The sequence below is a fragment of the Microbacterium sp. 77mftsu3.1 genome, from assembly GCF_900100525.1.
In the GTDB taxonomy this organism is placed as follows: Bacteria; Actinomycetota; Actinomycetes; order Actinomycetales; family Microbacteriaceae; genus Microbacterium; species Microbacterium aquilitoris.
In genome coordinates this window covers 298,353-311,379 of sequence record NZ_FNCR01000003.1, presented here as the reverse complement: position 1 = coordinate 311,379, position 13,027 = coordinate 298,353, and the positions used below count along the sequence as shown (strand labels likewise).

Here is a 13,027-nt window from a genome sequence, read left to right as displayed (position 1 = left end):
GTATGGCGGGTTCGGACAACTGGTCGAATCCCGTCTCGCCCGAGACCTCGGCGGGACTCGGAGCGGTCACCAAAGCGCGCTCGAACAAGCTCCGTTCGCGTCACGTGACGATGATCACCCTGGGCGGGATCATCGGCGCCAGTCTGTTCGTCGGCTCCGGCAACGTCATCCGGACGGTCGGCCCGGCCGCCGTCCTGTCCTACCTCGTCGGCGGCCTCCTCGTGTTCTTCGCCATGCGCATGCTCGGCGAGATGGCTGCATCCCGTCCCGCGATCGGCTCGTTCATGGAGTACGCGCGCGTCGGGCTGGGCGACTGGGCGGCCTACCTCGTGGGTTGGCTCTACTGGTACTTCTGGGTCGGCGTGCTCGCCTATGAGGCGGTCCTCGGGGGCGAGACGATGCAGACGTGGTTCCCCGCCGTGCCGTCGTGGGCGTGGTCCCTCATCCTCATCGCGATCTTCGTCGGCACGAACCTGATCTCCGTCCGCACCTTCGGTGAGGTCGAGTTCTGGCTGGCGAGCATCAAGGTCCTCGCCATCGTCGTGTTCCTCGGCGCCGGTCTCCTGTTCGCGCTCGGACTGTGGCCGAACGCGACCTTCTCGGTACCCAACCTCTGGGAGCACGGCGGGTTCGCCCCCAACGGCATCGGCGTCGCCTTCACGGGCGTCGCGCTCGTGATCTTCTCGTACTTCGGAACCGAGATCGCCGTCATGGCCGCCGCCGAGTCGGTCGACCCGGCAAAGGGCATCCGTCAGGCCACCAGCACCATCATCTGGCGCATCCTGCTCTTCTTCGTCGGCTCGGTCCTCGTCATCGTGGCGGTCGTCCCGTGGGATGAACTGCCCGTGCCGACCGACGTCGCCAACGCGCCGTTCACGATCGCGCTCGCCAAGTTCGGCATCCCCGGCGCCGACGTCATCATGCAGCTGGTGATCTTCACCGCCGTGCTCTCGGTGCTCAACTCCGGTCTGTATTCGGCGTCGCGCATGTTCGCCGCGCTCGCGGACAAGGGCTTCGCGCCGAAGGCCGTGACCACACGGTCCAAGACCGGCGTCCCCGTCGTCGCGCTTCTGGCCTCGACGATCGGCGGGCTCATCGCCACGCTCGTCAACTTCCTCGCCCCCGCCTCGGGCATCTTCGACTTCATCATGAACTCGGCCGGCCTCGTGGCCCTCTTCGTCTACGTCTTCATCGCGCTCACGCAGATGCGACTGCGCCAGAAGATGACGCCCGAAGAGGTGGCGAAGCTGAAGCTCAAGGTGTGGTTCCACCCGTGGCTCAACATCCTCCTCATCGCGGCGATCGCCGCCGTGGTCGTCGTGATGCTGACGTCCGAATCGGGACGCTCCCAGGTGTGGACGAGTCTCATCGCCACCGGCGTCCTCCTCGTGTTCTGGCCGCTCGTCCGCCGCAACCTCCGTCGCCGTCCCGACCACGCGTCGAACGAGCGCATCCCCTCCAACGAAGGAGTCGTGAATGACTGAGATCACCCGAGACGTCGTCATCGTGGGCGCCGGCGCCGCCGGCCTCACCGCCGCGCACGAGCTGCGCAAGGCGGGCCTGTCGGTCGCGATCCTCGAGGCGCGCGAGCGCGTCGGCGGGCGTCTGTGGACCGACGTCATCGACGGCGCCATGCTCGAGCTCGGCGGGCAGTGGGTCTCGCCCGACCAGGACGCGCTCATCGACACGGTCGCCGAGCTGGGTCTCGACACCTTCAGCCGCTACCGCGAAGGAGACAGCGTCTACGTCGGACCCGACGGCACCGTCTCGCGCTTCACGGGGGAGATGTTCCCCGTGAGCCCCGAGACCGAACGGACGATCGACGAGATCACCCGGCGTCTCGACGCGATGGTCGCCGAGATCGACCCCGACCGTCCCTTCGCGCACCCGAAGGCCGCCGAGTGGGACACGATCACGTGGGATGCGTGGCTGCGCCAGCAGACCGACGACGATGAGGCGGTCCGCAACCTCGCGTTCGCGACCGGATCCGCCATGCTCACCAAGCCCACGCACGCGTTCTCGCTGCTGCAGTCGCTGCTCATGGCGGCGAGCGCGGGCAGCTACTCGCACCTCGTCGACGCGGACTTCATCCTCGACAAGCGCGTCGTCGGAGGACTCCAGCAGGTTCCCGTCCTCCTGGCCGAGCGGCTCGGCGACGACGTCTTCCTGAACCGTCCCGTCCGCACCATCGAGTGGTCGGATGCCGGGGTCACGGCGCACGCGGACGGACTGACGGTCCGCGCCCGGAGCGCCGTCCTCGCCGTCGCACCCGTGCTCTACAACCGCATCTCCTTCGTCCCGCCGATGCCGCGCCTGCAGCACCAGATGCACCAGCACATCTCGATGGGCTTCGTCATCAAGGTCCACGCCGTGTACGAGACGCCGTTCTGGCGCGAGAAGGGGCTCTCGGGAACCGCGTTCAGCCCGTACGAGATCTGCCACGAGGCGTACGACAACACGAACCACGACGACCCGCGCGGGACGCTCGTGGGCTTCGTCTCGGACCGGAACGCCGACGACATGTTCCGCCTCACCGCGGAGGAGCGCAAGGAACGGATCCTCGAGTCGCTGTCGCACTACTACGGTCCCGAGGCGAAGGACCCCGTCGTCTACTACGAGAGCGACTGGGGCACCGAGGAGTGGACCCGCGGCGCGTACGCGGCCAGCTTCGACCTCGGTGGTCTGCACCGCTACGGCGCCGACGTCCGCACCCCGGTAGGCCCGATCCAGTTCGCGTGCAGTGACATCGCCGGTGCCGGCTACCAGCACGTCGACGGCGCGATCCGCATGGGACGCCTGGCCGCGCGGAACGTCCTCGCGGACGGCCGGGTATGAGCAGCCGCATCGTCGTCGGGTACACCGCGACGAAGGCGGGCCGCGATGCGGTGGCCGTCGCGGGCGGGATCGCGGCGGCATCCGGATCCGAACTCGACATCGTCCTCGTCCTGCCGGGCGAGGGGAGGAGCGTCATCACCCCGCCCGACGCCTCGTACGACCGGTACCTGCTCGGTCAGGCGGAGTCCTGGCTCGCAGAGGCCGCCGCGTCGGTGCAGACGGGCGTCGTGCATCGTGAGCACGCGCGCTACGCCGAGTCGTTCGCCGAGGGGCTCGTCGAGGCCGCGGACGAGTTCGGCGCGACGCATCTCGTCGTCGGTGCGGCAGACGGCGGCGCCCGCGGACGGCACCGGCTCGGTTCCACGACGAGCCAGCTGCTCCACTCCTCCGACGTGCCGGTCGTCCTCGTGCCGCGCGGTGCCCGCAAGCGGGTGACGGATGCCGGTGTCCCGCGCCTCACCGTCGCCGTCGGCACGCGTGCCGGAGCGGACGTCCTCCTCGAGGAGGCCGTCGCCCTCGCCTCGGCGACCGGTGCCTCGCTGCGGCTCGTCTCGCTCGTGACGGTCGACCTGCCGGCATCCGTCGACACGGGTGTCATCCGCCTCGCCGGCGCGGCGCACGCCGAGCAGGTCCTCACCGATGTGCTCGCGGCGATCCCGGAGGGGGTCCGCGCCGACATCGTGACCGCCAAGGGCGACAGCATCGAGGACGCCGTCGCGCACCTCGACTGGCTGCCGGGAGAACTGATCCTCGTCGGGTCGAGCCGGCTCGCGCAGCCGCGCCGCCTCTTCCTCGGTTCCGTCGCCGCGAAGCTCCTGAGCGAGATCCCGGTCCCGATGGTCGTCGTCCCCCGTACCCGTACCACCGACCCGTCCCGCTGACCCGAAGGAGCTCGACGATGAGCCAGCACGCAGCAGAGAAGGCCCCCGTCGCCGACGGCGGCCTCTCGAAGAAGGGCCTCAGCGCCGGGACGATCGGCCTCATCGGGGCTGTCGTCATCGGCATCTCCTGCATCGCGCCGGCGTACACGTTCACGGCCGCCGTGGGGCCTACGGCCTCCGTCGTGGGCTCGCAGATCCCAGCGATCATCCTCGTGGGGTTCATCCCCATGCTGTTGGTGGCCTTCGGTTACCGCGAACTGAACAACCGGATGCCGGATGCCGGGACGTCGTTCACGTGGGCCACCCGCGCCTTCGGTCCGTGGATCGGATGGATGGCCGGCTGGGGCCTCGTCGTCGCGACGATCCTCGTGCTGTCGAACCTCGCCGGAGTCGCGGTGGAGTTCCTCTTCCTCCTGATCTCCCAGATCACCGGCAACCCGGGGATCGCCGACCTGGCGTTCATCCTGCCGATCAACATCGGCGTCTGTCTGCTGTTCATGCTCGCCGCCACGTGGATCTCGTACCGCGACATGCAGACGACGCAGAAGCTCCAGTACGTCCTCGTCACGTTCCAGATCGCCGTGCTCGTCCTGTTCGCGGTCGTCGCGATCGTCCAGGCGGTCAGCGGCGGCGGATTCGACCCGCAACCGTTCGACCTCGAATGGTTCAACCCGTTCGCGGTGTCCTCGTTCGGTGCCTTCGCCGCCGGGCTTTCGCTGTCGATCTTCATCTTCTGGGGGTGGGACGTCACCCTGACGATGAACGAGGAGACGAAGGACCCCGAGCGTACGCCCGGTCGCGCCGCCACTGTCACGGTCATCACCATCGTCTCGCTGTACCTGCTGCTGGCGGTGGCGATGATCATGTTCGCCGGCGTCGGCACGGGGGAGCTCGGCCTCGGCAACGAGGACATCCAGGCGAACGTGTTCTTCTTCCTGTCCGATCCGGTGCTCGGGCCGCTGGCCTTCCTCGTCTCCCTCGCCGTCCTCACGAGCTCCGCGTCCTCGCTGCAGTCCACGTTCGTGGGACCCGCGCGGACGCTCCTGGCGATGGGGCACTATGGCGCCCTGCCGCCCTCGTTCGCGAAGGTCAGCCCGCGGTTCTTCACGCCGGGTTACGCCACCGTCGTCTCCGCGATCGTGGCCTCCGCCTTCTACGCCGTGATGCGCATCGTCAGCGAGGACACGTTGTGGGACACGATCCTCACCCTCGGCATGATGATCTGCTTCTACTACGGCATCACGGCCTTCGCGTGCGTCTGGTACTTCCGCAAGCAGTGGTTCGACTCGGTGAGGAACGTGTTCTTCACGTTCCTCTTCCCACTGATCGGCGGCGTGATCCTCGCCGTGCTGTTCGTGACGACCCTCGTCGACTCGATGGACCCCGCCTACGGGTCCGGTTCGCAGATCTTCGGCGTCGGGATCGTCTTCATCCTCGGCATGCTGATCATCGTCGTCGGGATCGTCACGATGATCTGGCAGTCGATCCGTCGTCCCGCGTTCTTCCGCGGCCAGACCCTGTCCCTCGACGCACCCCCCAGCGCGCGAAAGCTGCGCGCAGAAAGTGAGACCCTCCGATGACCTCCCGCGAGTCCGACCTCCTGTCCCGCATCCCGAACCAGCTCTTCATCGGCGGGGAGTGGGTGGATGCCGAGGGAGGCAAGACGCTCGACGTGGTCGACCCGTCGACGGGCGAGGTCATCCGCAGCATCGCGGACGCGTCCCCGGCCGACGGCATCCGCGCCCTCGACGCCGCCGTCGCCGCGCAGGAGGCCTGGGCGGCGACCGCCCCGCGCCAGCGGAGCGAGATCCTCCGCCGGGCGTTCGACCTGGTGCAGGAGCGCAAGGAGGACCTCGCGCTCCTCATGACGCTCGAGATGGGCAAGCCGCTCGCCGAGTCCCGCGGCGAGGTCGCCTACGGCGGCGAGTTCCTCCGCTGGTTCAGCGAAGAAGCGGTCCGCATCTCGGGCCGGTACGGCATGAACCCCGAAGGGACCGGGCGCATCGTCGTCTCGCAGCGTCCCGTCGGGCCGTCGTTCTTCATCACCCCGTGGAACTTCCCGCTCGCGATGGCGACCCGCAAGATCGCCCCGGCGCTCGCCGCCGGCTGCACCGTCGTGATCAAGCCCGCCGAACTCACGCCTCTGACGACGCTGTTCTTCGTCGAACTGCTCGCCGAAGCCGGCGTCCCCGCCGGTGTCGTCAACGTCATCACCACGGCATCGTCGGGCGCGGTCTCCGGGCCGATCATCGCCGACCCGCGACTGCGGAAGCTGTCCTTCACCGGATCGACACCGGTGGGCCAGAAGCTCATCGCGCAGGCCGCCGAGGGTGTCCTCCGCGTCTCGATGGAACTCGGCGGCAACGCCCCGTTCGTCGTGTTCGACGACGCCGACCTCGACAAGGCGGTGGACGGCGCCATGCTCGCGAAGTTCCGCAACATCGGCCAGGCCTGCACGGCGGCGAACCGCTTCATCGTGCACGAGTCGGTGGCCGCCGAGTTCTCGCGCCGCGTCGCCGACCGGGTCCGCGAGATGACCGTGGGTCGCGGTACCGAGGAGGGCGTGCAGATCGGACCCCTCATCGACGACCGTGCGGTGTCGAAGGCGAAGGACCTCGTCGGCGACGCCGTCGAGCGGGGGGCCCGCATCGTCGTCGGCGGCAACGCCCTGGAAGGACCCGGCACGTTCTACGAGCCGACCGTCGTCGAGGGCGTCGTCCCCGGCAGTGCGATCCTCCGCGAGGAGATCTTCGGGCCGGTCCTCGCCATCAGCACGTTCTCGGACGAGGACGAGGCCGTGCGCCTCGCGAACGACACCGAGTACGGCCTCGTCTCGTACGTCTTCACCCAGGACCTCGCCCGCGGGCACCGCATGATCGACCGCCTCGAGACGGGGATGATGGGGCTCAACGTCGGTGTCGTCTCGAACGCGGCAGCGCCCTTCGGCGGCGTGAAGCAGTCGGGCATCGGCCGCGAGGGTGGCCTCGAAGGCATCCACGAGTACCTGAACGTGAAGTACACCCTGATCCCGGCCTGACCGGATCCCCTGACCGACCGGAATCACTGGAGAGAATCATGAGCGACTACGCCGTCATCGACCCCGCCACCGGCGAGACCCACGCGACGTACCCCACCGCCACCGCCGACGAGGTGGAGCGCGCCCTCGGGGCCGCCGACGAGGCCGCCCGGGGGTGGGGGCGGACCTCCACTCCCACCGAGCGCGCCGACCTCCTGCGCCGTGCGGCGCAGCTGCACCGCGAGCGGCGCGAGGGCCTCGCGAAGATCATCGTCCGCGAGATGGGCAAGCAGATCGACGGTGCTCTCGGCGAGGTCGACTTCGCCGCCGACATCACCGAGTACTACGCCGACCACATCGACGAGATCACCGCCGACGCGCCGATCCCGATCGAGGGGGAGGGGACCGCCGTCATCCGCAAGGCGCCCCTCGGCGTGCTGCTGGGCGTCATGCCGTGGAACTTCCCGTACTACCAGGTGGCCCGGTTCGCCGCCCCCAACATCGCGGTCGGCAACACGATCCTGCTCAAGCACGCACCGCAGTGTCCCGAGTCGGCGGCCGCCATCGAGGCGATCTACCGCGATGCGGGCTTCCCGGCGGGGGTCTACACGAACGTGTACCTCACGAACGAGCAGGCCGCCGACGTGATCGCGGACCCGCGTGTGCACGGTGCATCGGTGACGGGGTCGGAGCGCGCCGGCGCCGCCGTCGCCGAGGTCGCCGGACGCAACCTCAAGAAGGTCGCCCTCGAGCTCGGTGGCTCGGACCCGTTCATCGTGCTGTCGGCCGACGACATCGACGCGGTCGCGCAGGCCGCCGTCGACGCGCGTCTCGACAACACGGGCCAGTCCTGCAACGGCGCGAAGCGCTTCATCGTCGTCGACGGCCTGTACGACGCGTTCGTCGAGGCGTTCACAGCGAAGATGTCGGGGGCATCGGTGGGCGACCCGTGGAGCACCGACACCGTCCTCGGCCCGCTCTCGTCCGTCGCCGCGGCCGAGCGTCTCGAGAAGCAGATCCAGGATGCCGCGGCCCAGGGCGCGACGATCGTCACCGGCGGCACGCGCGACGGGGCGTTCTTCGCGCCGACCGTCCTGACGGACGTCACCCCCGAGATGGACGTCTACCGCGAGGAGCTGTTCGGTCCCGCCGGCGTCGTCTACCGCGTGGCCGATGAGGACGAGGCGGTCCGCGTCGCCAACGACACCCCGTTCGGCCTCGGGTCCTACGTCTACACGACCGACCCCGAGCAGGCGACCCGCGTCGCCGACCGGATCGAGGCGGGCATGGTCTACGTCAACCTCGTCCTCGCCGACGAGCCGGGCCTGCCCTTCGGCGGCATCAAGCGCAGCGGCACCGGCCGTGAGCTGGGCCTGCTGGCAGCCGACGAGTTCGTCAACAAGAAGCTCGTCCGCATCGGCTGAACGAGTCGTGAGGGGCGGCATCCGATCGGATGCCGCCCCTTGTCGTTCCCGCTCAGGCCGAGGTCGTCGCGCGGACCTCCGCAGCGTCGCCGTGGCGACCGAGTCCCTCGTAGACGTCGCCGAGTTCCAGCGCCGCCTGCTGGCGGAGCGGCTCGTTCTCGCTCGCGGTCGCGTGTTCGATGGCGGCTCGGTAGAGCGGGACGGCATCGGCCGGTCGCTCCGCGCCGACGAGCAGCCGGGCGGCGAGGAGTTCCGACCCCGCGCCCGAGCCGGCGTCGCCGGCCTGTGCGAACCCGTCCGCGGCCTGGAGTGCGGTCGCGACCGCTTCGTCGGTGCGCTGGCGCGCGGCCAGCAGGCGGGCGCGGGTGTCGAGCACGTCGGCGACGTACCAGTGCGCCTCGTTGGCGCGACCGAGCGTCAGCGCCTGGTCGATGACGTCGAACGCGTCCTCGTCTCCGCGCTGCATCTTCGCCTGCGCGAGCAGATGGAGCGCCTCGGCGTGCAGGCCGATCTGCTCCTCGCGGCCGGCGATCAGTGCGATGGCGGTGTCGAGCGCGATCACGGAGTCGTCGTACTCGCCGAAGTTGCCGAGGTGGCGGCCCTGCGCGACGAGCGCGAAGGCCTGACCCTCGGCTTCGCCCGCCTCTTCGTGGAGGTCGGCGGCGAAGCCCCACGCCCCGACGGCGTTCCCGAAGTCGCGGGCGCCCTCGTAGGCCCGGGCAAGAAGCCCCACCGTGATCGCGCGCGATCCGGCGGGCACCTCAGCGGCGGTCTCGTCCGAGAGGACCTGGTGGAGTGCGTCGACCGCCTCCTCCGGCATCCCGGCGGAGATCACGGCCCGGCCCAGCCGGTACCGCGGATCGGCCGTGGGAGCACCCGCCGATTCGAACCGCTCGACCGCGGATCGGTAGCGACCCGCGGCGAGGGAAGCGGCTCCCGCATCCTCGTGCAGGGCGCCGGCCAGGACGAAGGCCTCGCCCATGCGCAGGTCGTCCGCGCCCAGCGAGAGGAGCAGCCTCACCGCTTCGTCTGCGGCGGCCGCGCCCTCGGCGAACTCCTCGGCCACGCCGTGCAGGCGGGCCTTCGCCGCGAGAGCCCGCGCCCGACGGCCGTCGCTGATCGGTTCCGAGAGCAGTGCGTCCAGATCGGCCCGGGCATCGTCGAAGAGCGACGCGGATGCCGCGGCGTCGACCGCGAGCAGTCGCACGCCCTGCGCGCGCACCGCGTCGCCGGACTCGAGGAACAGGCGCACGCCCTCGCGCGCGTCGTCGCGGGCCTCTGCGAACGATCCCTCGTACATCTTCGCGACCGCCAGCGTCGCGACCAGGTCGGCCCGGACCGCGGGGGGAGCGCCGACAGCGGCGGCAGCCTCGGCTCGGAGGGCCTCACCGGCCTCCGCCAGATCCTTCCCGAAGAGGACCAGGCCGAGGCGGTCCTCGAGATCGGCCTGCTCGGCGTGGCCGGCAGCGCGCAGGATGGCCAGGCGCTCGGGGAGGAACGCCTCGGCCTCGTCGATCCGATCGGTGGCGACGAGGCCGCCCAGCAGGTGGGACGACAGTGTCACGCGCTCAGCGGGATCGGCATCCGTCAACAGGTCGCGGAGCGGGTCGATCGCGGCGGACGAGCCGGCGTGTGCGAGGGCGACGGCGCGCGCGACCCGGTCCTCCCGCGTGAGGACGGGAGCTGCCGCGACCACCGTCGAGAAGTCATGCGAGCGGATCGGCACGTCGTAGCGCTCCGTGCCGATCTCGCGCAGGCGCTCGAGGTTCCGGGTGTGGGCGTCCGTGCCGTTGCGGCGGTCGAAGGCGTCGGCGATCGAGCCCGCGGCGGCCCAGGCGGCGGTCGCGAGGTCGTCGACGCGCCACGGGCCGTCGTGTTCGCCGAAGACGGGGACCAGGTTCTCCGCGTCCGAGCCGCGGACGGTGAGCTCCGGGTGGCCGGCCGCAGCGACGGCGTCGAGGGCGAGTGCGAATGCGCCGAGGGCCGTGCCGTGTCCGTCGGCGTCGAGACCGTCGTGGACGAGCCACGGCAGGTGGCGCTCGACGAGGGCGAGGGCGCGCGCCTCGTTGCCGGTGACGGCGCAGAACACGACGTTCTTCGCGACGATCGCGAGGTTGTCGGGGTTGTCCTTCGCAAGACGGTAGCTGCGCAGGTGCGCGGTACGGGCCTCATCGAGCATCCCGGCGTGCAGGTAGGGGAGGAGGATGCGCGCCAGCGCGTGCTCGGGCTCTTCGCCGCACGAGAAGCCGTTCTCGATCATCTCGCCGACGAGACGGATGGCGTCCTCCTCGCGGCCGGTCTCGATGAAGAACCCGGCGAACTGGCTGCGCACGCACGCGTCGCAGTGGCTGTAGTCGTCGCGGGGCGTCGCCTCGAGCGTCCGCTGCAGCTCCGTCGCCTCGTCGATGCGCCCCGCGGCCCAGGCATCCTCGAATCGGGCCATGAGTACCCCGCTGGGACCCACGCCCGCCCGCTGGTAGTGGGCCTCCATGTCGTCGAGCACGGCGGCGATCTGCTCCGAGGGGAACTCCGGCGAGTTGCCGAGGGCGCTCGCCATCCACTTGTACTGCCACAGGACGTCACCGGCACCGTCGACCTCGGCGGGGAACCGCTCCGGGTCGGCGTCGTGGTGGGCCAGGCACCACGCGAACGACGTCAGCATGAGGTCGGTGTCGCCGCCCATGTTGGCGCTCGAGGTCTGCCGCAGGCGGGCCTCGTACTCCAGGCGCTCGTCGCCGCTCTCCTGGGCCAGCGCGACCGCCTGTGCGACGAGGGCCTGCTCCTGCGGGCCCCACGGGGTGTTGTCGATCTCGTAGAAGAGGGATCGGATGCGGGTGGCATAGCCGGTCATGAGGCTCCTTCTGTCGCGGGCGGGATGTCGGTGTCGATCGCGCGGTCGACCAGCTCCGAGAGTGCGGTCGACATCATCGTGCGGTCGCGCGGTCCGAGGGGGTGGTGGCCCGCGAGCAGCGACTGCACGTACAGCAGCTGCACGCTCAGGTCGAACACGCGACCCGCCGGGGTCGCGGCGAGCTTGCGGATCACCGGGTTCGTCCAGTTGAGGCAGAGTCGCGCGGCAGGCTCCTCCGCCCCGCGGCCCGACACGACGCTCGCGGCCCGGTCGAGGACGCCGCCCCACAGGGCTCCGCCGGCGCTGCGTGCCCGGCCGCGATCGAGTGCGCGCAGGACTTCGGGGTCGGCGACGAACAGACCCGGGAGCTCTGGACGCTCGAAGGTGCGGACGGCGACGTCCACGTCCTCGAGTGCGGCCCGGGCCCGGTCTTCGAGAGCGGTCGCCGCAGCGCGGTCGTCGAGCGGCGCCAGATCGAGACGGTCGATCTCGCCGACGACGTCGACGCGCTCCACCTCGACACCGGGGAACAGCTCCGGGATGCGGCGGACGAGGTCTGCGTCGTAGAGGTAGCCGCCGTTGACGAGGATGCCGCCGGCAGAGGTCATGCTGGCGACCTGGCGGAACTCGTCGACGCTCTCGGCATAGCGCACCAGCGGAAAGCGGCGGGCGATCTCCTCGATGCGCAGCCGCCCGGCGGTCGTGTCGACCGACAGCCATCGCACGATGAACCGGGCGAGTTCGTCGTCGTGGCGGACGAGCGATTTGAGGGCCACCTCGTGGATCGACACGAACTGCGACAGCCGCAGGGGGTCCTGCAGTGCTGCGTCGAGGATCCAGCGGCGGATCGCCTCGCCGATCTCCTGCCGGGTCTGCTCGAGCGCGTCGTCATCGACGAGCGACTCCCGACTGGCGGTGGGGTGCAGCGAGCCGGAGTCGACGACCGCTCGGGCGAAGAACGCCCAGGCGGGCAGCAGCTCATCGGCGCGCTCGGTCAGCAGCATCCGCCGCAGGTAGACACGGGTGCTCTGACGGGCCGTCGGGGGAGGGGCGAAGGGCAGGACGAAGGCCACGCCCCGCGTCTGCGTTCCCGGCACGTGCAGCGGGATGACGTCGAGGGGCTCGGCGCCGATGAGCTCGCGGCCGTAGGCGAGCTGTCGCTCCATGTCGCCGTCGAGGAAGGGCGCCGGTTCGGTCACGGTCGTCTCGCCGCCGCCGGGAAGGTCGACGACCACCGTGTGCGGCAGGTACCGGCCGAACGTCTCGGCGAGTTCCATGACGGTGCTCGTGCCGAGGAGCGCCCGGGTGTCGGCGCGCGGAGTCAGGTGCACGCTCGTTCCGACCGGGATGTCCTGGGCGTACGCCGCGACCGTGAAGGTGCCGTCCGAGTGGCCGGTCCACTCGACGGCAGCCGATCCGGCGGCGCTCCGTGAGCGGATGACGATCGTGTCGCACACCATGAAGCACGACAGCATCCCGATGCCGAACTGCCCCAGGAAGTCGCCGCGCGGCAGATCGAAGATGTCGCGTTTCGAGCTGCGTCCCACTGTCGCGAGCAGGTCCGCGACCTCGGTCTCGGTGAGACCCACGCCGTCGTCGCGCATCACGAACTCCGTCGACCCGTCGCTGACGGGTGTGATGCGGATGCGGCCGCCGCCCCCGTCGAGCGCCCGTCGCGCCGCGATCGCGTCGACGGCGTTCTGGAGCAGTTCGCGCAGGAACACCCGCGGGCTCGAGTAGATGTGGCGGCTCAGCAGGTCGATGACTCCGCGGAGGTCGACCTGGAACTGTTGGGCGGCAGTACTGTCGGTCACCGCGCTCCTCGGTAGTCGTCGTTCGTCCGATGCCGCACCCCCCGATGCACCGGCTGCGGGACGGCCGATCAAGCCTACCGACGGCGCCCGACGGCGACGAGGGATGCCGCGCGTTCGCCACCCTCCGAGCCATGCCGTATGCTTGTCCACGCAGTTGTCTGCATTCTTTTGCCGTGCCCATGGGCCCGGCAGGATGCGGATTCCCG

The 13,027-nt window shown here is 70.3% G+C and carries 8 protein-coding genes; 6 read left to right on the top strand and 2 right to left on the bottom strand.

Features of this window, described 5'->3' with window-relative positions; all coding sequences use genetic code 11:
- Nucleotides 1-2 precede the first annotated feature (2 nt).
- Genes BLR68_RS10045 through BLR68_RS10020 form a run of 6 tightly spaced genes read left to right on the top strand, consistent with a single transcriptional unit; the run spans nt 3 to nt 8,156 of the window.
- On the top strand, nt 3-1,484 hold the full coding sequence (locus tag BLR68_RS10045; protein ID WP_018186950.1) for an amino acid permease: 1,482 nt from the start codon (nt 3-5) through the stop codon (nt 1,482-1,484).
- Nucleotides 1,477-2,835, top strand: coding sequence for a flavin monoamine oxidase family protein (locus BLR68_RS10040; protein ID WP_018186951.1), 1,359 nt, complete (start codon nt 1,477-1,479; stop codon nt 2,833-2,835). The genes BLR68_RS10045 and BLR68_RS10040 overlap by 8 nt, the downstream gene beginning before the upstream one ends.
- Complete coding sequence (locus BLR68_RS10035) at nt 2,832-3,716, top strand: universal stress protein (protein WP_018186952.1); 885 nt, start codon at nt 2,832-2,834, stop codon at nt 3,714-3,716. The genes BLR68_RS10040 and BLR68_RS10035 overlap by 4 nt, the downstream gene beginning before the upstream one ends.
- A 17-nt stretch (nt 3,717-3,733) precedes the next feature.
- Nucleotides 3,734-5,296 (top strand): APC family permease, encoded by a 1,563-nt coding sequence (locus BLR68_RS10030; RefSeq protein ID WP_018186953.1) that lies wholly within the window; start codon nt 3,734-3,736, stop codon nt 5,294-5,296.
- On the top strand, nt 5,293-6,753 hold the full coding sequence (locus BLR68_RS10025) for an NAD-dependent succinate-semialdehyde dehydrogenase (RefSeq protein ID WP_018186954.1): 1,461 nt from the start codon (nt 5,293-5,295) through the stop codon (nt 6,751-6,753). The genes BLR68_RS10030 and BLR68_RS10025 overlap by 4 nt, the downstream gene beginning before the upstream one ends.
- Nucleotides 6,754-6,791: 38 nt before the next feature.
- Nucleotides 6,792-8,156 (top strand): NAD-dependent succinate-semialdehyde dehydrogenase, encoded by a 1,365-nt coding sequence (locus BLR68_RS10020; RefSeq protein WP_018186955.1) that lies wholly within the window; start codon nt 6,792-6,794, stop codon nt 8,154-8,156.
- A gap of 52 nt (nt 8,157-8,208) precedes the next feature.
- On the opposite strand, the gene BLR68_RS10015 is transcribed toward BLR68_RS10020, so the two are convergent.
- A complete protein-coding gene (locus BLR68_RS10015; RefSeq protein ID WP_018186956.1) occupies nt 8,209-11,007 on the bottom strand; it encodes a hypothetical protein in 2,799 nt (932 codons plus the stop codon).
- Nucleotides 11,004-12,821 (bottom strand): HSP90 family protein, encoded by a 1,818-nt coding sequence (locus BLR68_RS10010; RefSeq protein ID WP_018186957.1) that lies wholly within the window; start codon nt 12,819-12,821, stop codon nt 11,004-11,006. Before BLR68_RS10010 ends, BLR68_RS10015 begins: the two co-directional genes overlap by 4 nt.
- Between the last annotated feature and the right edge of the window lie 206 nt (nt 12,822-13,027).